Origin of the sequence: Devosia sp. 2618, assembly GCF_040546815.1 — a bacterium.
In the GTDB taxonomy this organism is placed as follows: domain Bacteria; phylum Pseudomonadota; class Alphaproteobacteria; order Rhizobiales; family Devosiaceae; genus Devosia.
Genome location: NZ_JBEPOO010000001.1, coordinates 1,955,674 through 1,977,410, shown reverse-complemented (window position 1 = coordinate 1,977,410; position 21,737 = coordinate 1,955,674). Strand labels below are relative to the sequence as shown.

The following is a 21,737-nucleotide window of genomic DNA, read 5'->3' as shown; positions in this document are numbered from 1 at the left end:
TTATTCCATGCGCTCGGGCAGGTAATCGGCACGCGCCAGGTTGCCAAAGCGCGTGAACTGCGCCTCAAAGCTCAGCTGCACGGTGCCGGTTGGGCCGTGACGCTGCTTGGCGATGATGACTTCGGCTTTGCCGTGCACCTGTTCCATTTCCCCTTGCCAGGTCATGTGTTCTGGCGTGCCCTCTTTGGGCTCTTTGTTTTTGAGGTAGTACTCTTCGCGATAAACGAACAGCACCACGTCGGCGTCTTGCTCGATAGAACCCGATTCGCGCAAATCCGCCAGTTGCGGATGCTTGTCGTCGCGCGATTCCACCTGACGCGACAGCTGGCTGAGCGCGATAACCGGAACTTCCAGCTCCTTGGCGAGGGCCTTTAGCGTCGTCGTAATTTCGGTCAGTTCCTGCACGCGGTTCTGGCTCGACCCCTTCGACGAGCCGGTCAGCAGCTGCAAATAGTCGACGATAACGCAGTCGAGCCCCTTCTGGCGCTTGAGGCGGCGGGCGCGCGCAGCAAGCTGGGCCACCGAGATGCCGCCGGTATCGTCGATATAGAGCGGCAACTTGCTCATCATGTTGGAAACGTCGACGAGCTTGGAAAACTGGGTGTCGTGGATACGGCCACGGCGAATGTCCGACGATGACACTTCGGCTTGTTCAGCCAGAATACGCGTGGCCAGCTGCTCCGAACTCATTTCAAGGCTGAAAAAGCCGACAATGCCGCCATTGGTGGTCTTCTGATTGCCGTCGGCCTGCACTTCGCTGGCATAGGCCTTGGCGATGTTGAAGGCTATATTGGTCACCAGCGAGGTCTTGCCCATGGCGGGGCGTCCGGCCAGCACGATCAAGTCCGAACGCTGCAAACCGCCCATCTGGCGGTCCATGTCGTCCAACCCGGTCGAAATGCCCGAAAGGCCACCGTCACGCTGATAGGCTTCGCCGGCCATCTGTATCGAGGCGCTCAGCGCGCTCGAAAAGTTCTGGAAGCCGCCGTCGTAGCGCCCCTTTTCGGCCAGCTGGAACAGCTCGCCTTCGACCTTTTCGATCTGCTTGTTCGGCGTCATCTCGACGTCGCCGTCATAGGCAACCGAAACCATCTCCTCGCCGACGAGAATCAGGTTCCGCCGAATCGCGGTGTCATAGATCGCCTGACCATAGTCGGCCGCGTTGATCACGGTGGTCGCTTCAGCAGCGAGCTTGGCCAGATACTGCGCCATCGTCACGTCAGGCAGCAGCTGGTCGGGCAGGTGGGTCTTGATCGTGGTCGGATCAGCCGACTTGCCGGCGCGGATGATCTTGCCAGCGAGTTCGTAGATATCGCGGTGAATAGGCTCGTAGAAGTGGATCGGCTCAAGGAAGTCCGACACGCGATAGAACGCGTCATTGTTCAGCAGCAATGCGCCCAGCAGCGCCTGTTCGGCCTCCACGTTGTGGGGCGCCAGACGAAACGACTTGTCTTCAGTCGGGTGGAGCCGAGCTACTTCTGCCATGGTGCCTCTGAGGGGGAGCCGTTAACCTTTCTTAACCACGCGACGCAGCCAAGAGTCTCGACCTAGCGCCGCGAAGGTTAATGCGAGTTCACCGCTCCTGTGAACACTGTGGACAACGGGGAATGTGACGATCCGATGTTGCATGCCAGCAAGGCAGTAGAATGGCATGAGTCGGGTCCCCAAGGCACCAACCCACCCACAAACAAAAAGGCCGGGCACATGGCCCGGCCTTTCCGAAAGCTTGTGAAAAGCTCTTAGAGCTCGTCGTCGAAACGGTCGTCCTGCTGCGCGTCCTTCTGGCCGGCAGCGAAATCGCCTTCTTCGTCGTCTTCGTAAACAGTGACGGTGACGTCTTCACCAGCCGACTGGCGGGTGGCTTCGTCTTCCGAACGGGCAACGTTGACCGAGATGGTGACAGCGACTTCAGCATGCAGGTTCAGCGGCACGGTGTGCACGCCAACCGACTTGATTGGGTCGGCAAGGTCGACCTGCGAGCGCTGGACGGTGAAACCGTCAGCGGCGAGGGCTTCCACGATGTCGCGCGATGCAACCGAGCCGTACAGCTGACCGGTTTCACCAGCCTGACGGATGATGACGACGGTCTTGCCATTGAGGCCTTCAGCAATGCCGGCAGCGGCGTTGCGACGGTCTTCATTGCGCTTTTCGATGTTGGCGCGTTCGCCTTCGAACTTCAGGCGGTTAGCGGCAGTAGCGCGGAGCGCCTTGCCCTGTGGCAGCAGGAAGTTACGGGCAAAGCCGTCCTTTACGGTGACTTCTTCGCCGATGGAGCCGGTGCGACCAACGCGCTCGAGCAGAATAACTTTCATTGGGGTATTCCTTATGGCTGTCCCGTCGATGCGACGGTTAGGAGTCCCGGACCATCCGGAGCCCCAGCGATTGCCTCCCGCATTCCTTTGGGGCAGGGGAGGCTAAGCAGAAAGTCGGCGGGCTGACGAAAGCGCCAGCCCAGCGATCTTACTGAACGGCGTAGGGCATGATGCCGATGAAGCGGGCGCGCTTGATGGCCTGAGCCAGTTCACGCTGCTTCTTGGCCGAAACGGCCGTGATGCGGCTTGGGACGATCTTGCCGCGCTCGGAAACGTAGCGGGACAGCAGACGGACGTCCTTGTAGTCGATCTTTGGCGCGCCTTCACCCGAGAACGGGCAGGTCTTGCGACGGCGCTGGAAGGGACGACGGGCCTGGGCGGTTGTAAGGTCTTTGATTGCCATAGCTTTTCGGTCCTTAAATTAGAAACGGCGCGGACGGCGTTCGCCGCCGAAGCCACCACCAGGACGGCCACCGCGGTCGCCGCCATCACGATCGTCACGATCGCGCTTCTGCATCATTGCCGACGGGCCTTCTTCGAGCTCGTCAACGCGCACGGTCATGAAGCGCAGGATGTCTTCATTGATGCGCATCTGGCGTTCCATTTCAGCAACCGCCGCTGGCGATGCTTCAAGGTTCAGCAGGGTGTAGTGAGCCTTGCGGTTCTTACGGATGCGGTAGGAGAGACCCTTGAGGCCCCAGTATTCGTTCTTGGTGACCTTGCCGCCGCCCTGGGCGAGGACTTCGGTCAGCGCAGCGGTGAGTTCTTCAACCTGCTGCTGGGAAACGTCCTGGCGAGCCAGGTAGATATGTTCGTAGAGGGCCATAGATGCGCCTTCCTTCGTGGTTTAACACACAGCAATATCTGGCGCGGAGCCTCCTTGAAGCCGGAAAGGGCATCAAAGCAGTCTTGCAAAGAGCGGGAACACGGGAGGCCGGACTGAAGCCCTATTCATCGTTCTTTCAAACGACGAACCCTCCGTTCAGCCCCCGGCCAAACGAATTGCTGGCGGTGCAATAGGCGGATTGTCGTCCAAACACAAGGTTTATGTGCGTGCCTTCGTGACCAGGACCACAGAATCGCAATGGCCCAGTGGGTCAAATTAGGCAAAGGCCACGCGGTCTCGGCCAGACTGCTTTGCAGCATAAAGCGCGGTATCGGCCGTCGCCAGTGCGTCATCAATGGCTGTCGCCAATGGCTGCACCGTAGCTCCAACGCTCACCGCCACATGAATAACCCTGCCGTCCACCGTCGCGATGGTCATAAGTCGAGCCTGCTGGCAGACATGGTCGGCAAAATGCAGGGCCGATTTCTGGTCCTTGCTACGCACCGGGAAGATCGCGGCAAACTCCTCGCCGCCCAGTCGCCCCAGAATCGCATTAGCGGGTAGGGCGGATATCAGCATGCGGCCGGTTTCGGCGATCACCTTGTCACCGGCAGCGTGGCCATTGAGGTCGTTGACTCGCTTGAAGTGATCGATGTCGATCATCAGCACCGCAAGGTCCTGCTCCTTGCGAGCACGCTGCACGAGCTGGCGCGCCTGTTCAAAGAAGGTGCGACGATTGAGCAGCCCGCTCAACATGTCGCGCGTCGCCAGCACCTCAAGCCGGGCATTCGCCCGCGCCCATGCGGCGTTGACCGCTGCCACCACAATGGTCGTCGTGGCCACCATGGCAATGCCCAGCCGGAACGACGCAGTGGCATCGGTGCCACTGATCGGTGCGGACAATGGAATAAAGCCCATCGGTACGGCCAGCAGCATCCAGACGCAGACCAGTGAGGAAACGGACAGCGCAACCGGCGGCGCAAACTGTACCGCAATCAACATCAACGCCGGCACCGGGAACACCATGGCGCCCATGTGACCCCACAGATGGATGCTCACCAACGAGGCAAACAGCACCACAAAGGCCGAAATCTTACCCGAATTGCTGCCGATATGCGGCGCCTCAGAGGTCAGGCGCCACTCGGTATTGGGCACCAGCGTCATTATTGTGGGGACAATGGCGATATAAAAGCTCAGTTCGCTGCTGAACCAGAAGAACGCCGCCGCCAGCGGATGCATGTCAAATAGGAATGGTCCCGCAATCGTGCCAACCGCGGCCGACCCGGCTGCCGCGGCAACCAGCGCCGCCAGCAACGCCATCGCATCCATCGGGCGATTGAGCCCACGCTTATCCAGACCAAGCCGCACGATCGCCGTGCCACCCATGGCAACGCCGAGCAGGTTCGCACTGGTCAGCAACAGGCTTTCAAGGAATGGCGTGCCGCCGAACTGGTCACCCAGCAGATAGCCGGCAGTTGCCGCCAGCCAGCTCAATATGGTGCGGAAATCGGGGCGCAACACAAACAGCGCCAGTAGCGCGGCATTGGGCAGCCACAGGCTGGACAGCGAAAAAATCTGCCGGGTCACGACCGACAGGACGCTCAAAACCAGCACCAGTACAAAGACCAGGGCGGCGTGCCATAGCACGAGCTGCAGGCTGTGCCTGCTTGATGACGCTGGTATCGCCCCCAATGGAAAATCCCTCGCTTTCATAAAAGGTCTCAGGCTTTTATTAACATCTGGTCAGCGCAACTGATTGCCGAATGCTAAACAGGCTTGCCTTGACTTGGCCCCATCCATTCGGCAAAGGCCAATTTCCGGCCACTTTCACCGGTGGCATAAATCAAGAGAGTGTTATGACCAAGCGCGCATTCACGTTTCCGGGGCAGGGCAGCCAGGCTGTCGGCATGGGCAAGGATTTGGCCGCGACCTATCCAGAAGCCCGCGCAGTCTTCCAGGAAGTCGATGAAGCCCTGGGACAGCGCCTGTCCGCAATCATGTTCGAAGGCCCGGACGATATCCTGCGCCTCACTGAAAACGCACAGCCAGCACTGATGGCCGTCAGCCTCGCCGTTATCCGCGTGCTCGAATCAAAGGGCGTTCGCCTTGCCGATCACGCCGCCTATGTGGCTGGCCACTCGCTTGGCGAATATTCCGCCCTCTGCGCCGCTGGTACATTTTCGCTCGCCGATACCGCCCGTCTGCTCAAGACGCGTGGTCAGGCCATGCAGAAGGCCGTTCCGGTTGGTCACGGCGCCATGGCAGCTCTGCTCGGTCTCGACCTCGAAACCGCCCGCGAAGTCGCTGCCGAAGCCGCACAGGGCGAAGTCTGCGACGTCGCCAACGATAACGCGCCCGGTCAGGTCGTTGTGTCCGGCGCCATTGCTGCCATCGAACGCGCTGTTGAAATCGCCAAGACCAAGGGCGCCAAGCGCGCTCTGCTGCTGCCCGTCAGCGCACCCTTCCATTGCTCGCTGATGCAGCCCGCTGCCGATGCCATGGCTGCTGCTCTGGCCGAAGTCACCGTCAACGCGCCCGTCGTGCCACTGGTGGCCAACGTGCTCGCGACCCCAATTTCCGACCCGGACGAGATTCGTCGTCGCCTCGTCGAACAGGTGACTGGCGTGGTCCGCTGGACCGAGACCGTCACCTGGCTCACCGGCGAAGGTGGCGTGACCCATCTGGCCGAACTCGGCACCGGCAAGGTCCTGACTGGCCTTGCCAAGCGCATCAACGGCGAAGCTGTGGCAACCGCCGTTTCCTCGCCTGCCGACATCGACGCTTTCGCCGCGGAACTCTCGGCTTAATCTCTTGAATCTGCCTGTTAACGGCTTGAATCAATCTCTCCACGGGGGAACACTAAATGTTTGATCTTACTGGCAAACGCGCGCTTGTGACTGGCGCCAGCGGCGGCATCGGTCGCGAAATCGCCAAGGCACTGGCAGCTGCCGGCGCCACCGTCGCACTCAGCGGCACCCGCGTTGGTGCGCTCGAAGACACCGCCAGGGAAATCGGCAAGGACAGCCCGATTCTGCCCTGCAACCTCTCTAAGCTCGACGACGTCGACAAGCTGGTGCCTGCCGCAGAAGCCGCCCTCGGCGGCCTCGACATTCTGGTCAACAATGCCGGCATGACGCGCGACAATCTCTTCATGCGCATGAAGGATGAAGAGTGGGACGAGGTCATTGCGGTCAACCTGACCGCCGCTTTCCACCTCAACCGCGCCGTGCTGCGTGGAATGATGAAGCAGCGCTATGGCCGCATCATCGGCATTTCCTCGGTCGTTGGCGTCACCGGCAATCCGGGGCAGGGCAACTACGCCGCCTCCAAGGCCGGCCTGATCGGCATGAACAAGGCACTGGCCCACGAAGTCGCCAGCCGCAATATTACGGTCAATTCCATCGCCCCCGGCTTCATTGCTTCGGCCATGACCGATGAGCTCAATGACAAGCAGCGCGAGTCGATCTTGTCGTCGATTCCAGCCAATAGACTTGGTACTGCACAGGAAGTTGCTGCCTGCGCCGTTTTTCTTTCGAGCGAGGGCGCAGCCTACATCACGGGCCAGACGATTAACGTCAATGGCGGCATGGCAATGATCTAATACGGCCAAAAGCCGTTGAAAACCTGGGAACTGGCTTCTGGCGGTCGCGTTGCAAGTGTGCTACTCGCCCCGCCGGACACCTTGGGCGGACCGCCTTGCAGCCGCTATGAAGCGCGCATACATTGGTCGCCGTCAGCTAACAGGGTGCTTGAAGATTTGGCACTGCGCCAATAAAGAAACGAAACGAAACCTCGATTTCGAAAAGGGAAGTCAAATATGAGCGATGTCGCTGATCGGGTCCGCAAAATCGTTGTGGAACACCTCAATGTGGACGCCGAGAAAGTTGTCGAAAAGGCATCCTTCATCGACGATCTGGGTGCAGACTCCCTCGACCAGGTTGAGCTGGTGATGGCATTCGAAGAAGAATTCTCGGTTGAGATTCCTGACGACGCTGCCGAGCAGATCCAGACTTTTGGTGATGCCGTTTCTTTCCTCACCAAGGCTGTCGGCTAACCGCCGATAGAGATCATTGACCATGGAATTACGCCGCGTTGTCGTCACCGGGCTGGGCCTCGTAACCCCTCTCGGCTGCGGAGTTGAAGCCACTTGGGCCAATATTTTGGCCGGCAAGAGTGGCGCTAGACGTATCAACGAATTCCAGGTCGATGATATTGCGTGCCAAATTGCTCATCGCTTGCCGCTCGGCGACTATGCCGACGGCAAATACAATCCCGATGAGTGGATGGACACCAAGGAACAGCGCAAGGTTGACGACTTCATCGTTTACGCGATGGCAGCCGCAACCCAAGCTATCCAGGACGCGGGTGTTGAGCCCAAGACCCAGGAAGAGCAGGAACGCACAGGCGTTCTGATCGGCTCTGGTATCGGCGGCATTGGCGGCATCTACGATGCCTCCATTACGCTGCACGAAAAGGGTCCGCGCCGTATCAGCCCGTTCTTCATTCCGGGCCGCCTGATCAACCTCGCCTCGGGTTACGTATCGATTCGTTTTGGCCTTAAAGGCCCGAACCATTCGGTCGTGACCGCATGTTCGACAGGTGCGCACGCCATTGGCGACGCGGCCCGTCTGATTGCCTTTGGCGATGCTGATGTCATGGTCGCCGGTGGTGCGGAAAGCTGCGTCAACCGCCTGGCTCTGGCCGGGTTTGCCGCTGCTCGCGCGCTATCCACCGGCTTCAACGACAATCCAGAAGCGGCCTCGCGTCCTTACGACAAGGACCGTGATGGTTTCGTGATGGGTGAGGGCGCCGGCATCGTGGTTCTTGAGGACTACGAGCGTGCCAAGGCCCGTGGCGCCAAGATTTATGGCGAAGTGATCGGTTATGGCCTCTCCGGCGATGCCTATCACATCACCGCACCGTCGCCCGATGGCGATGGTGGCTTCCGCGCCATGAGCGCGGCAGTAAAGCGCGCTGGCATCAGCGCGTCCGACATCGATTACATCAACGCCCATGGCACATCGACGCCACTGGGTGATGAGATCGAGCTGGGCGCCGTGACCCGCGTGCTGGGCGAATCGGCTTCAAAGTCCGTGATGAGCTCAACAAAATCGGCCATCGGCCACCTTCTGGGTGCTGCCGGTTCGGTCGAAGCAATCTTCTGTCTGCTGGCGATGCGGGACAGCGTGGCTCCGCCAACGCTCAATCTCGACAATCCATCGGTCGAAACGGTGATCAATCTTGTGCCCAAGACGGCGTTCAAGAAGGAAATCAACGTGGCACTGTCCAACAGCTTCGGCTTTGGCGGTACCAATGCGACCCTGGTGATGCGCAAGGTCAGCTGACTTTTCCACGATTGTGAAGGGGCACATCGCGCAACCACGCGATGTGCCCCTTGTTTTTATGGCCTTGCATGGGAACAATGCGCTGCCATGAGGCTGACTCAAACCGATGACAAGACCCATCGCATTTATGCCATTGGGCTCGAGGGTAATCCTGAACGATGAATGATCGCAAAGCCCGGCGCCGCCGCCGTTCAAGCAACGGATTCGTCGATATTCTGAACGGGTTCCTGACCCTTTTGGTCATCGGTCTCGTGGTCGTCGGCGGTGGCTTCTTCTTCATCGCCTCGCAATATTACGGCGACGGTCCGTTCGCCGAACCCAAGACGTTCCGCGTCGAATCGGGCAGCTCGCTCAGCACCACGGCCAATCGGCTTGAGGAGCAGGGCCTGATCAGCAATGCGCTGATTTTCAGCCAGTTCGGCAGCCGCGTCGAGCGCAACACCATCATCAAGGCTGGCGATTTCAACATCCCCGCCGGCGCCAGTATGTCCGACATCCTGCAGGAACTGACTGAAGGCAATCCGATCCGCTATGCGGTGACGATCCCTGAAGGCTGGACCTCCTGGGAAGCCATTCAGCGCCTCAACGGCGACAACAATCTCGTCGGTGAAATCACGGCGCTTCCCGCCGAAGGCTCGATCCTGCCGGGCAGCTACGACTACATTCCGGGCGATACGCGTCAGTCGGTTCTCGACAAGATGCAGACCGCCATGTCGACCGAACTGGCCGCCGTCTGGGCTGGCCGCGAGGCTGACCTGCCGATCAAGACGCCAGAAGAGCTGGTCGTGCTGGCCTCCATCGTCGAGAAGGAAACCGGCGTTGCCACCGAGCGTCCGCAGGTCGCGGCAGTGTTCGTCAATCGCCTCCGCGTAGGCATGCGCCTGCAGTCCGATCCGACCATCATCTATGGCATCACCAAGGGTCAGACGACACTCGGCCGCGGCATCCGTCGCTCCGAAATCGAGGCCAAGACGCCCTACAACACCTATCAGATCAATGGCCTGCCACCGACGCCGATTGCCAATCCCGGCATTGACGCGCTCAAGGCCGTCGCCAACCCGGACACCCACGACTACATCTACTTCGTGGCCAAGGGCGCAACGCCACGCGAGGGCCACGTCTTCGCCGAGACCTATGCCGAGCATCAGCAGAACGTGGCGCAATACCGACGCATAGCCGCCGAGGCCGCAGCCGCCGCTGAATCGGAAGCGGAAGCCGCGCGTCAGGCGCTGGAGGCAGAACAGGCCGCCGAACAGCCTGCTCAACCGTGAGCCAGCCTCTCGCCAGCATGACCGGTTACGCGCGCGCCTCCGGCGCGGTCGCGGGCGCGTCCTTCGTCTGTGAAGTCAAATCGGTCAACGGGCGCGGCCTTGACGTGCGCCTGCGCCTGGCGTCGGGCATGGATGCGCTCGAAAGCGACATCCGCCAACTGATCGCCAAGACGCTGTCGCGCGGCTCGGTCACCTTCAACCTCAATATCGAGCGCGACGGAGCAGGGGGCGAACTGCTGATCAATCAGCAGGCACTGGACACCGTCCTCGCCGCCATCGAAATCCTCAAGACCCGCATCGACGCCGCCTCGCCAACGCTGGACGGTATCCTCGGCCTCAAGGGCGTGCTGGAACAGCGCGACCGTCCGATGTCGGCAACCGCCGAAGATGGCTTGAGCGCTGCCATCCTCGATGGCGCCTCGCAGGCTCTGGTCGATCTGGTTCTGTCGCGCCGCCAGGAAGGCGGCCAGATCGCCACTGTCCTGCTCGACCGTCTCGACGAGATCGAAGCACTGGTCGCCCGCGCCGAAGTCCATCCTTCCCGCAGCCGCGACACCATTCTGGCGCGCCTGCAGCAGCAGGTTGCTGATCTGTCGACCGATGCCAGCGTGCCGCAAGACCGTCTGGCGCAGGAAGCCCTGCTGCTGGCGACCAAGGCCGACATCCGCGAAGAGCTCGATCGCCTCACCGCCCACATCGCTTCCGCGCGCCAACTCATCCGTGGCGGCGGCGCTGTCGGTCGTCGGCTTGATTTCCTGGCTCAGGAATTCAACCGCGAAGCCAATACCTTGTGCAGTAAATCCAATGCAGTGGAGCTGACCGCCATTGGCCTTGACCTCAAGGCGGCGATAGATCAACTACGCGAGCAGGTACAGAACATCGAATAGGATCTGGCTGATGGAATTTCAGCGCCGCGGCGTCATGCTGGTCATCGCTTCGCCCTCGGGCGCTGGCAAGTCGTCGATCTCCCGTGCGCTGTTTGGTGCCGATCCCAACATCAAGCTGTCCGTTTCGGTCACGACGCGCGCGCGCCGCACCGATGAGGTCGATGGCAAGCATTACCATTTCATCGACGTGGCCACCTACAAGCGCATGCAGGCCGATGGCGAACTGCTGGAATCCGCCGAAGTGCACGGCAATTTCTACGGCACCCCGCGCGCCAAGGTCGAAGAGCAGCTCGCTGCCGGCAACGATATCCTGTTCGACATCGACTATCAGGGCACGCTGCAGCTCTACCGCAACAGCCGCAAGGACATGGTGACGGTGTTCATCCTGCCACCGTCCATCAAGGAGCTCCGCGCCCGCCTCGAGCGCCGCGCTCAGGACAGCGTCGGCACCATCGAAAAGCGTCTCCAGAACGCCCGCCGTGAGATGGAGCACTTCAACGAATACGACTACGTCATCGTCAACGAAGACCTCGAAGCCTCGACCCAACGCGTCCGCTCGATCCTCGTTTCCGCCCGCCTCGAACGCGATCGCCAGCTCAATTTGAGCAGCTTCGTCAAAGACTTGCAGAGTCAGATCGACTCTCTTTGAGAGGATGAGCTCATTTCAGAACAAGACCTTATGGTGAGCCCGTCGAACCACGAGGTCGTGGCGCCCCAGTTTCCCCTGCGCCGTCAAGCGCGACCTCTATGACCGGCACCCAGGTCATCCGCCGCGGCACGCCAGCCTATCGCCGCGCCAACGTGGCTTTCTTCCTCTCCGCTTTCGCGATCTTTGCCTCGCTCTATTCGGTTCAACCGCTGCTGCCGATCCTTGCCGCCGAGTTCGATCTCGATGCAGGCACAGCGTCTCTGGCCCTTTCTTCCACCAGTGCCACGCTCGCCGTCGCCCTGCTGCTGGCCAGTTGGGTCTTCGACCGTATCGGCCGCAAAACCCTGATGGTCTGGGCCATCCTGCTGACGGCAACGCTCGGCCTGTTGCTGCCCTTCGCGCCAAACTGGTGGTCGCTGGTTGCCATCCGCACGCTGATGGGCCTGACCCTTTCCGGTCTGCCCGCCGTCGCCATGGTCTATCTCGCCGAAGAAATGGACCCCGACGCACTCGGTTTCTCGATGGGCCTCTATATCGGCGGCACCGCTATTGGCGGCATGGCCGGGCGTCTGGTTTCGGGTGTGCTCGCGGACTTCATCGGCTGGCGCGAAGCGCTGCTGGTGCTCGGCGTCGCCATCGCGATCGCCTCGCTGGTCGTGGTCCTATTGCTGCCCACCCCGCACAATTCGGCCCGCACCCGCCTCAGCATGGGCGATCTCGTTCGACTGGTCCGCGTGCAGTTCAACGATCGCGGCTTGCCCTGGCTCTTCGCTTCGGCATTCCTGCTCATGGGCAGCTTTGTCACCCTCTACAACTATGCCGGTTTCCGTCTGGCACTCCCGCCCTTTGCCCTCAGCCACGCCGCCATCGCCGCGATCTCCGTGGTCTATCTCCTGGGGCGTTTCAGTTCGATCTGGGCCGGCGATCTCGCCCAGCGCCTGGGCCGTCGCAAAGTCTATTGGGTGCTGGTCACGATCATGACGTTGGGCGTTTTCCTGACCCTGATCCCGTCCACCCCGGTTATCATCGCGGGCCTCGCCATCGCCACTATCGGCTATTTCGCCGCCCACGGCATTGCCAGCGCCTGGGTCGCCCGCCGCGCACTCGTCGGCCGGGCGCAAGCCTCGGCCATCTATCTCTTCGCCTATTATCTGGGGGCGTCGGTCTTGGGCACGCTCGGTGGCTATGCCTGGGTCGTCTGGGGCTGGACCGGCGTCATGCTGGTCAGCGGCGGCTCGGTTCTACTGGCACTTGCCGTCTCCATCCGCCTGATGTTCTTGCCGCCTCTACCAGTCCCCGAGCGCACACCCGTACCGCCAGCCGGCGTCTAACCCTTCTTCACCTCGCCCCTCGGGGGAGAGGTCGGCGCGCAGCGCCGGGTGAGGGGGCCTTTACCGGGCGAGATGCAATGGGACGTCTCGCACCCGACAGAAACCGGCAAGAACGCTCTACCCCCGCCTCAATGCCGGCAAAGCTCGCGCCATGGCGAGGAACGTCGCCACATCCAGTTCCTCAGCCCGCTCATCGCCCTTGAGCCCCGCAGCCGCCAGCAGTCCCTCAACCGGCACACCGGCCGCCTTGAGGCTCTGCCGAACCATCTTGCGCCGCTGCCCAAAGGCCGCACGTGTAATGTGTTCGAGATCCTTGACCGTCACATCGTCGCCGATCGCCTTTGGCTTGAGATGCACCACGGCCGAAGTCACGTTCGGTGGTGGGACAAACGCCTGCCGACCCACATTGAAGGCAATCCGCGCATCGGTGCGCCAGCCCGCCAGCACGCCCAGCCGTCCATAGGCATCGTCATGGGCATGCGCACAGATACGCTCGGCAACCTCGCGCTGGAACATCAGCGTCAGGCTCTCAAAGAACGATGGCCACGGGTCCATGGTCAGCCAGCCCGTCAGCAACGGCGTCGCAATATTGTAGGGCAGATTGGCAATGATGCGCGTCGGACCATCCGCCAGCAGGCGATAGTCCATTTCCATCGCATCGCCGCTGATCACCGTCAGACGACCCGGATAGGCCTCGGCGATCTGCGCCAGCGCCGGCAGGGCACGCGCATCGCGTTCGATGGCGATCACTTCACGTGCGCCCTCAGCCAGGAGCGCCCGTGTCAGCCCGCCGGGGCCAGGACCAACCTCAATGACGCGATAGCCCTCCAGCGGCCCCGCAACCCGCGCAATGCGCGACGTCAGGTTAAGGTCGAGCAGGAAGTTTTGCCCGAGCTCCTTTTTGGCGCGTAGCCCATGTTCCGCGATGACTTCGCGCAGCGGTGGCAGATTATCGATCTGGCTCATTGTGCGGCCGTCATGGCATCCGCCATCCTGATCGCGGCCAAAAAGCTGGCGGGTGAAGCGCGCCCCGTTCCCGCCAGGTCAAAAGCCGTGCCATGGTCGGGCGACGTCCGCACGATGGGAAGGCCCAGCGTCACGTTGACCGCGTCCTCGAAGGCCACGGTCTTGATCGGGATCAGCGCCTGATCGTGATACATCGCAACCACTGCGTCGTAGCGCGCCCAGTGTGAGGGATAAAACAGAGTATCCGCGGGCAGGGGGCCTTCGACCCCGATCCCCTCGAACTGCAACTGCGCCACGGCCGGTCCGACGATCTCCAGTTCCTCTCGGCCGATAGCACCGCCTTCGCCCGCATGCGGGTTCAGACCGGCCACCCCGATACGCGGATTGGCTATGCCAAACCGGTTCCGCAGGTCATGGGCCACAACCCGAATGGTATTCACAATCAATTCCTTGGTCAGCAGATCCGGCACGTCGCGGATCGGCACATGGATGGTCACCGGCACCGCCCGCAGCCCACCATGCGCCAGCATCATCACCGGCAGTGGCACCGTGCCGCCATTGGCGCACAACTCGGCCAGAAACTCGGTATGGCCGGGATGGCGGAACCCGACATTGTAAAGTGCACCCTTGTGGATCGGCGCCGTCACCAGCGCACGGCATCCACCGGTCAAAGTCGCACGCACCGCCGCTTCAATGGAACGGATTACCACGCCACCCGAAACCGCCGAAATCTCGCCTGGCTGATCCGGAACGAGCCCCGCAACGTCAACAACCGGCAGCGCCTCGCCAAACGCCGCAGCGGCCTCTTCTGGCGCAACCTTCACGATATCGAGCTTCAGCCCCAATCGTTCGGCGCGCAATTTCAGAAATTCGACATGCCCAAAAATGCAAAATGCCGGCAGCGCCAGTTCGGCGCGCCGTGCATAAAGTGACAATGCTATATCCGGGCCGACGCCCGCAGGCTCACCCATGCTGATGGCCAGCGGCTTGTTCATCTCAGCCCCGTCGGAGAACAGACAAAAAGGGCCGCCGAAGCGGCCCGTTCTGCTTAGTTGTAGATGATTTTTGCGCTCTTGCGCAGGTCTGCCAGATAGGTGGTGACCTGACCCTTGAGGGCAGCGTTACCAGCATCGGCGCGCAGGTCGCTCTTGATGAAGGTCAGGTCCTGCGCCTGCACCTTCTCGCAAACGGCGAGCATCGAAACGCCCGTTCCAACCACGCGTGGCTTGGTGATGCCGCCAACGTTGAGGCCGGCCAGTTCTTTGGCAATGGCTTCTGGCAGCTGCGTTGCATGGCGACGACCAACATCGATCACGGCAGCATCGGTAAAGCCCATCGACAGGTTCACTGCACTGTCGCAGCCAGCAAACTTGGAGCGATAGTTATTGGCCTGACCGGTCCGACCGCTGGAACCCGCGCCGACAAAGATGATCTCTTTGAGGATGTAATCGAAGGTCTGGTAGGTTTGAACCTTGCTGGCCGCCTGCTGGTCGAGTTGCAGATCAGAAACCTGAACCTGTGGCATGATCGCCTGCTCGGTCACGGCATTCCAGGCAATGGCGGCGCGAAGGCGATCGCGCAGTGTGTCCATGCCAACGCCACCCTGCTGCAACAGCCCGATCAGCTTGTCCTTGCTGACATTCATGTTGCGAGCGATCTGCTGCAAAGCATCATCGATCTGGGCATTGGTGACGGTGATCCCCAGGCGCTTGGCCTCCGCCAGCTGGATGGCTTCATCGATCAACTGATCCGTAGCGCCACGCGAGCCTGTCTTGTTGCCCTCGATGGCAAACAACCGCACGCGCTGGGCAATCTGCGAGTCGGTGATCGGCGTGCCGTTCACGCTGACGCGAACGCTCTGCGCAAAACTCGGCGCGGCGGCGCCAATAGTCAGCATCACCGCTACGATAACGGCGCTGATTGCGCGCCCCCAAAAACCATTGGCCATCTTTGTCATCCGCCTCGCGTCAAATTACACCCCCTCAATGAGGGGGGAAGGGCACGCTGTCAATTGCCCCATGAATGAGGCCAAAATCCGATACTAGCGGGCAACCCGCCCATTGTAGCCGACATCAAGGCCGGCCGGAGCCTTCACGCGGAACGTCGCGGTGAAGCGCGTGTCGTCCGGCTTGTCGTGTGTCGGGCCATTCCGTGTGACATGGCCGCCCATGACCAGATAGCCGTCGTCATAGACCACGCCGCCGCCGACCTGCAGCCAGGTATTGGATGCCAGGTCCCAATACGTGCTGGCCTTGACGGTCCAGTAGTCCGCCACTGGAACCCCAATTTCGCCCCCGATTTCGTGCTGATCCTTGAGGATTCCGCCATCGGTATTGGCTGGGAGATAGGTGTAGCTGAAGTCAGCCGAGTAGCCGTCGTTGGAGTAGCTGGCACCCAGTCCGGCGCGCGCAACGCTGAAATCCGACGTATCGACCTGCAGTTTGCCGCCAGCTTTGAAGCCCGGAACAAACGAGCCATAAGCGCCAAGCACCGCATAGGATGCGGTTGCATCAAGCCCCGCGCCTACGCCCGTCTGCGCAGGATCAGCCGCAGCAAAGGCGTTCTCGCCTGCGAGAAGGAATGACTGTCCGGCCACGACTTCGAAATAGCCGCCATCGGCGAAATTGGCCTGATAACGCCCGCCAACATTGGCGCGCAGGCCCGTCTCCTGACGGTCATTGCCCGAGAAGCGGTTGTAGCTGAACAAATTCGTGTCATCGAACACGAAACTCTGGGAATCATCATTGGTGATGCCGACGGCCGTCACGTCCGAGCCGCGATAGGCCAACTGCACGATGGGTTCGATCAGATGCACCGTCGATCCATCATTGGCCGCCATCGGGAACCGCACATCCATCGCCGCAATCGGCGTAGCGCTCCACAGCGTCGTCTCGCCTGGCCCAATCGGGCTCGTCCCGTCATAATACGCAAAGTCTGCGCGACCGCCGAGGTAAGGCGTAGCGACGAAACCAGCAGCACCAATCCACTGCGTCTGCCATCCAGCCTGCAAACTCGCATGCTGTTTGTTGCCCTCATAGCCGAGGACATAGGGCACGCCGTTTCGGCTTAGACGGCTACCATAGTCGCGTTGAACACCGAGAAGACGTCCACTGATTTCAAGCCGCCCGAGGCCCGGACCCAGGTCTTCGATATGCTCGAACCGAACAGTGGGGACAGCTCTTGCTTGCTGGCCTTGTGCTACAGGACCATGATTGCCCAGTCGGTTGAACTGCTGCACGCGGAGATCAAAGAACGTATCTGACGTCAAATGCGTCGCGTAAACCTCGTTAACCGAGGATTCACTGCGGGTCATCCGATAGTCCGTCAGGTATGCCGGATCGGTAAAAGCCGTGTAGCTCCAGCCAACCGTCCAGTCTGTGACGGGACGGAAACTGCCCGATGTCTGCAGCGCCCCGCGCCAGTCGCGTTTGGCATCAGCGAAGGTGAATGCAGACTGATCCAGCTGGTATAAACCGCTTGCCTTGATGCGGAACGAGCCAGCGTCAAACCGCTGGCGCCATTCGACGCCCATCAGGAAGCTCTGCCGCGTCAACAAAGTTGGCGTCAGGATAATGTCGGTCCAGCGGTTGGAGTAGGCAGTGAAAGGGATTTCCGCTTTAATGCCAATCTGGTCGCTTGAATCGATATTCGGCGTTGGCAGATTGGCGAGCGCGTTGTCGCTCGTATCGGGCAGCCAAAGATAGGGAAGCCATGCTACCGGCACACCAAGCAAAGCCAGGCTAGGCTGCTCAAGCTGCAGGGAGCCATCTACGGCATTGTAGGTGACGCGCTGTGCGCTGACGGACCAGCCAATACGGCGTCCCTGCGCATCGATACACTCGCCACATGGGGTGTAAGTCGCGTTTTGCAGGATTGTCCGAAGAGCTTCGTCGTAATCCGCGCTATCGGCCGTTATCCGCGCGCCGTCATAGGTTCGAATCGTCAGCGCCTGAATAAACGCCAGCTTCATGCCGCCAGTGAGCTGAAAGTCTTGCGCCTCCAACACGTTACCGGAGGGGTCAACGATGATCACGGCGCCGGCAAACGACACTTCGTTGGACGCGCGTTTATAGGTGAGGCTTTGCCCGGTCAGGGTATAGCCGTCCTGCTTCAACACGACATCACCGCTCGCGGTAATCGTGTTGGTATCGGCATTAAATGTCAGCCCGTTCGCTTCGACGCCCAAAGGCGCCGATTGACTTATACGAGCTGTGAACAGGTCGCGCGGGACCAGCTGCGCATAAGCGACTGATGACAAAGCGAGCATAAACGCGCCGCTGGCCACGGCCAGACGGAACGCAGTTTTCCCGCTTTTGGCTTTCGCCTTCATCGTCACGTTCGCCCGTCTTCCTTGTGCAGCAACACTGTCACGCCAATGACAATGGCTACAAACGCCGGTCCAACTGCCGCAAACGTGGGGTCAAGAACGCCGGACGACCCGGCACGGTCGGCCATCTCGGTAATCACGAATACAACGAACCCAAGAACGATCCCGTAGAGAACCGCAGGACCATAATTAGAGCTTCTTCGATAACCTGCGGTAAACGCAAAAGCAATGAACAGTGAGCCGATCAACACAAGCGGTAGCGACAGCAGCTTGATCAGCCGCATCGTGGCCGCAGAGCGGATGCTCGGATCGGCCACGCCGGCCTGTAAAAGCGCGCTCAACTCGAAAAATGTCATGTCCTCGGGCGACGACAATTGCAGCCCCAGTTCCGCCCGCGACGACATGGTGGGAACCACATAACTCGCCACGGTTTGCGCCGGCCGGTCCGCATTGCGCACCACGGCCTTGGTCAGCGTCCACGTCCCATCCTCCAGCTGCGCTTCCGCTGCTTCGACGCGCTCGTCGGCACTGCCGGATATATGAAACAGCGTCACATTGCCCAAAAGCCCCTGGTCAGGGTCCATGCTCTTGGCCATCAGGATATAGTGGGCGTCCCCGCTGCGCTGCTCAAGCCACACCTCGCCGCGCGGCGTCAGCATGGTGGTTTCACCCGGCGGGGTAGGGTTGAGCTGGCGGTTGATCTGCGCGCTCACCGTTTCGAGCCCAAGCGAGATCATCAGGCTCACCACGATCAGCCCGATCACTGGCGCCCGCACAGCCCGCCAGATCGATACGCCGCTGGCATAGATCACCGTCAGCTCGTGCCGCGCCTTGAGATCGATAAAGCCCAGAATGGCGCCCATCAATACGGTCACCGGCAGCGTCTTGATGGTCCATTTGACCGCGCTCGCCGCCACCATGACGATCGCCAGCGGCACGCCATTATTGCTGGCGACAAAATTGAACCGCCAAGTGTCGAGCGATTCTACCAGCGCGATCAGCCCGTAGAAAATCAGCACCGTCACGAGGATGCGGCTACCGACGCGATTCAGCACGATCCAGTCGATGCGGTTCATGCCGTCACCGCCATGGGGATGCGCCGTGGTCTGGTGCGCCAGAACAGCGCCGCTCCGGCAACCACGATCAATACCACCGCACCGGTAGCGCCGCCCAGCGGGCTATAGGCGCTGATACCGCGCTCGCCAAAGGCGATCAGCAGCACAACCGCTTCCATCGGCACCATGAAGCGCGAGCGCTTGCCGCTCGGGAACGCCATCATGGCCAGCACGACCATGGCAATGCCGATCACCCGCAGCCCCTCGGCGAGGCGGTTGATGATCATGCTGTCGGTGCCTTTGCGCCATTTCCCCGATTCCATCGAGGTCATGATCAACTGCACGGTGTCCTGCTCGGCGCGCGGGTCAATTTTGGCCAGCGGCTGCGACAGGCGGTCGACGTTCACGTCGTAGCGGTCGAACGAAATCTCGGTGAACCGGCCATCGACACCGCTGCTCTGTAGCGATCCATTGCGAAGCTCAAGCACGTAATCTTTTCCGTCCGACGAAACCTTGGCCGACTCGGCGATGTAGGTACGGCGCATCTCGGGATCGCGCCGGTCATCGGCGAAGAACTCACTGATTTCGCCGCTGTCACCGCGACTACCGATCAACAAAACAACGCCCGGCGTAATCTGCGTGAAGCGCCCCGGCCGCAGCGTCGAACTCACCATATCGGCCGCGACTTCCGCGTTGAGCACGTTCAGGCGGCGATTGGCGTAGGGCTCGAGGAAATTCGACAGAAACAGCGCGCACAGCACCGCAATAGCCGTCACGAAAGCGCTGGCGCGCCATAGCGATCCCATGCCGTGGCTGGTGTGAATGATGTGCAATTCGCGATTGGCCTGCAGCGCTTGCAGCGCCCGTGCCAGCCCGATGCCGATGCAGATGTAAAAGAACGCCGTGGCCAGCTGTGGCATGGTCAAAAGCGCCTGCCAGCCCAGCACCAAAATGCTCTGTCCCTTGACCGAAATGACGTCAAACGCCCGCAGGCAATTGACCAGCCAGAGCAGGAAACACACGATGCCGAACAGGATAATGGCATCCGTGGCAAACAGGCGCGACAGATAGGCCGTCAGTCTTCTCATACGGTCGTGCCAACGCTTTCAGGCGAGTCTTCGGATCGGCCGGACCTTGATGGAGTTTGCCTGCCGATACAAGGTCGTGGCCAGCCCGCCCACGTTTTGTTGTGGCGTCTGTTGCGGGATTGACGCGGGCGGCAAAGACCTCAATGTAAGGATCAACGTCGTTCGGCGTCTCTGTCCGCACAGCCCACCAAGGCCTCCCAATGTCCAAGTCCATTTCGATCCGCGTTGCTGCCCTCACCGGAGCTGCCGCGGCCCTGACCGTCATTTACACTGCCGAAAACGAAGCGCCAGCCGGCGCCGCTGCCGCCATCTGGGCGGCCACCGGTCTGGACTGGGAGGTCTCCGCGTCCGTTACATCGTTCAAGGGCAAGCAGGGTCAGACACTCGACATTCTGGGGGCAGGGGGCAAGCGCCTGCTGGTCCTCGGTAGCGGCAAGGCGGGGGCCGATGTGCCGCTCAATGGTTGGACTGATCGAGGCGGCTCGCTGCTCGCCAAGCTGGCCGCCACCCGCGCCACCAATATCGCCGTCATAATCGATGAACCGGGCGCCAGCCCTGCCGCCATCGCCGAACTCGCGGCCGGTCTGCGCCTGCGCCACTACAAGTTCGACAAGTACAAAACCGGCCAGTCTGAAGACGCCGGCGATCTCGAAATCACCCTGCACGTCGCCGATCCCGCAGCGACTGAAACCGCCATCGCCAATCGCGGCGCGACAGTCGACGGCACGCTTCTGGCGCGCGACCTGATCAACGAGCCGGCCAACGTCCTTGGCCCCGTTGAATTCGCCGCTCGTGCTTCTGACCTCTCCGCTCTCGGCGTCACTGTCGAAATCCTTGAGCCCGAAGCCCTCGAAAAGCTCGGCATGGGCTCGCTGCTCTGCGTCGCGCAGGGCTCTGACCGTCCGGCGCGTCTCGTGGTCATGCAATGGCGCGGTGGCGATCCGGATCAGGCCCCGCTGGCCTTCGTCGGCAAGGGTGTGGTGTTCGACACCGGCGGCATTTCGATAAAGCCAGCTGCATCCATGGAAGACATGAAGGGCGATATGGGTGGAGCTGCCGCCGTCACCGGCCTGATGCTGGCGCTCGCTTCCCGCAAAGCCCCGGTCAATGCTGTGGGCGTCATTGGTCTTGTTGAAAACATGCCCTCGGGCAATGCCGTGCGCCCCGGCGATATCGTCAAGGCGATGAGCGGTACGACCATCGAGGTCATCAATACCGACGCCGAAGGCCGTCTCGTGCTGGCCGATGCGCTGTGGTACACGCAGGACCGCTTCAAGCCGCGCTTCATGATAAACTTGGCGACCCTCACCGGCGCTATCGTCGTCGCGCTCGGCCACGAACATGCGGGCCTCTTCTCCAACAATGACGAGCTTTCGATCCAGCTGCTCAACGCTGGCCTCAGTGCCAACGAGAAGCTCTGGCGCATGCCGCTGTCGCCGACTTACGACAAGCTCATCGAATCCAAGTTCGCCGACATTCGCAATTCGGTCGGCCGCCCGGCTGGCTCGATCACCGCCGCCCAGTTCCTGCAGCGCTTCGTCAACAATGTGCCATGGGCTCATCTCGATATCGCCGGCACGGCCTTTGGCGGCGGGTCCTCCGATGTGAACACCTCCTGGGCGCCAGGCTTCGGTGTTGCCCTGCTCGATCGGCTGGTCAGGGACTACTACGAAAGCTAAG

The 21,737-nt window shown here is 61.1% G+C and carries 20 protein-coding genes; 9 read left to right on the top strand and 11 right to left on the bottom strand.

All coding sequences use genetic code 11. The features are described from left to right. The 5 genes from ABIE28_RS09940 to ABIE28_RS09920 form a co-directional block, all read right to left on the bottom strand. Positions 1-1,485: a replicative DNA helicase gene (locus ABIE28_RS09940; RefSeq protein WP_354062468.1), complete on the bottom strand. Its 1,485-nt coding sequence runs from the start codon at positions 1,483-1,485 to the stop codon at positions 1-3. A 254-nt stretch (positions 1,486-1,739) separates the two neighbouring features. Further along, the gene (gene rplI, locus ABIE28_RS09935; RefSeq protein WP_354062466.1) at positions 1,740-2,312 is read right to left on the bottom strand and encodes a 50S ribosomal protein L9; all 573 of its coding nucleotides are present in this window, start codon (positions 2,310-2,312) and stop codon (positions 1,740-1,742) included. Between the two features lie 148 nt (positions 2,313-2,460). Continuing rightward, positions 2,461-2,715 (bottom strand): 30S ribosomal protein S18, encoded by a 255-nt coding sequence (gene rpsR / locus ABIE28_RS09930; protein ID WP_046169334.1) that lies wholly within the window; start codon positions 2,713-2,715, stop codon positions 2,461-2,463. 18 nt (positions 2,716-2,733) lie between these two features. Next, positions 2,734-3,138, bottom strand: a complete 405-nt coding sequence (gene rpsF, locus ABIE28_RS09925) for a 30S ribosomal protein S6 (RefSeq protein WP_354062464.1) — start codon at positions 3,136-3,138, stop codon at positions 2,734-2,736. 276 nt (positions 3,139-3,414) lie between these two features. Further along, positions 3,415-4,743 carry a sensor domain-containing diguanylate cyclase gene (locus ABIE28_RS09920; protein WP_354062462.1) on the bottom strand — a complete coding sequence of 443 codons (1,329 nt, stop codon included), beginning with the start codon at positions 4,741-4,743 and terminating at the stop codon, positions 3,415-3,417. A gap of 251 nt (positions 4,744-4,994) precedes the next feature. Here ABIE28_RS09920 and fabD point away from each other — a divergent pair, with 251 nt between their 5' ends. The 8 genes from fabD to ABIE28_RS09880 all read left to right on the top strand — a co-directional run bounded on the left by fabD (position 4,995) and on the right by ABIE28_RS09880 (position 12,621). Further along, positions 4,995-5,945: an ACP S-malonyltransferase gene (fabD, locus tag ABIE28_RS09915; protein ID WP_354062460.1), complete on the top strand. Its 951-nt coding sequence runs from the start codon at positions 4,995-4,997 to the stop codon at positions 5,943-5,945. A 56-nt stretch (positions 5,946-6,001) separates the two neighbouring features. Continuing rightward, on the top strand, positions 6,002-6,739 hold the full coding sequence (gene fabG, locus ABIE28_RS09910) for a 3-oxoacyl-[acyl-carrier-protein] reductase (protein WP_354062458.1): 738 nt from the start codon (positions 6,002-6,004) through the stop codon (positions 6,737-6,739). Positions 6,740-6,955: 216 nt separating this feature from the next. Continuing rightward, entirely contained in the window at positions 6,956-7,192 is a 237-nt protein-coding gene (locus ABIE28_RS09905) for an acyl carrier protein (RefSeq protein ID WP_108397792.1), read from the top strand. A gap of 22 nt (positions 7,193-7,214) precedes the next feature. Further along, positions 7,215-8,483: a beta-ketoacyl-ACP synthase II gene (gene fabF, locus ABIE28_RS09900; RefSeq protein WP_354062455.1), complete on the top strand. Its 1,269-nt coding sequence runs from the start codon at positions 7,215-7,217 to the stop codon at positions 8,481-8,483. Between the two features lie 158 nt (positions 8,484-8,641). Then, positions 8,642-9,754 (top strand): endolytic transglycosylase MltG, encoded by a 1,113-nt coding sequence (gene mltG, locus ABIE28_RS09895; RefSeq protein WP_354062453.1) that lies wholly within the window; start codon positions 8,642-8,644, stop codon positions 9,752-9,754. Next, on the top strand, positions 9,751-10,641 hold the full coding sequence (locus ABIE28_RS09890) for a YicC/YloC family endoribonuclease (protein WP_354062451.1): 891 nt from the start codon (positions 9,751-9,753) through the stop codon (positions 10,639-10,641). The genes mltG and ABIE28_RS09890 overlap by 4 nt, the downstream gene beginning before the upstream one ends. Before the next feature lie 10 nt (positions 10,642-10,651). Continuing rightward, a complete protein-coding gene (gene gmk / locus ABIE28_RS09885) occupies positions 10,652-11,290 on the top strand; it encodes a guanylate kinase (protein WP_354062449.1) in 639 nt (212 codons plus the stop codon). 98 nt (positions 11,291-11,388) lie between these two features. After that, entirely contained in the window at positions 11,389-12,621 is a 1,233-nt protein-coding gene (locus ABIE28_RS09880) for an MFS transporter (RefSeq protein WP_354062447.1), read from the top strand. A 117-nt stretch (positions 12,622-12,738) separates the two neighbouring features. Here ABIE28_RS09880 and rsmA read toward each other — a convergent pair whose 3' ends face one another. From rsmA to ABIE28_RS09850, 6 genes are all read right to left on the bottom strand, one after another. Continuing rightward, a complete protein-coding gene (rsmA, locus tag ABIE28_RS09875; RefSeq protein ID WP_354062445.1) occupies positions 12,739-13,587 on the bottom strand; it encodes a 16S rRNA (adenine(1518)-N(6)/adenine(1519)-N(6))-dimethyltransferase RsmA in 849 nt (282 codons plus the stop codon). Beyond that, positions 13,584-14,582 carry a 4-hydroxythreonine-4-phosphate dehydrogenase PdxA gene (gene pdxA, locus ABIE28_RS09870; protein WP_354062443.1) on the bottom strand — a complete coding sequence of 333 codons (999 nt, stop codon included), beginning with the start codon at positions 14,580-14,582 and terminating at the stop codon, positions 13,584-13,586. The genes rsmA and pdxA overlap by 4 nt, the downstream gene beginning before the upstream one ends. Before the next feature lie 53 nt (positions 14,583-14,635). After that, a complete protein-coding gene (locus ABIE28_RS09865; protein ID WP_354062441.1) occupies positions 14,636-15,535 on the bottom strand; it encodes a peptidylprolyl isomerase in 900 nt (299 codons plus the stop codon). A 93-nt stretch (positions 15,536-15,628) separates the two neighbouring features. Next, positions 15,629-17,917: an LPS-assembly protein LptD gene (locus ABIE28_RS09860; protein ID WP_354062439.1), complete on the bottom strand. Its 2,289-nt coding sequence runs from the start codon at positions 17,915-17,917 to the stop codon at positions 15,629-15,631. 2 nt (positions 17,918-17,919) lie between these two features. After that, entirely contained in the window at positions 17,920-18,990 is a 1,071-nt protein-coding gene (locus ABIE28_RS09855; protein WP_354062437.1) for an LptF/LptG family permease, read from the bottom strand. Next, a complete protein-coding gene (locus ABIE28_RS09850) occupies positions 18,987-20,057 on the bottom strand; it encodes an LptF/LptG family permease (protein ID WP_354062435.1) in 1,071 nt (356 codons plus the stop codon). The genes ABIE28_RS09855 and ABIE28_RS09850 overlap by 4 nt, the downstream gene beginning before the upstream one ends. Positions 20,058-20,257: 200 nt before the next feature. On the opposite strand from ABIE28_RS09850, the gene ABIE28_RS09845 reads away from it, so the two are divergent. Continuing rightward, on the top strand, positions 20,258-21,736 hold the full coding sequence (locus tag ABIE28_RS09845; protein WP_354062433.1) for a leucyl aminopeptidase: 1,479 nt from the start codon (positions 20,258-20,260) through the stop codon (positions 21,734-21,736). Position 21,737 lies beyond the last annotated feature (1 nt).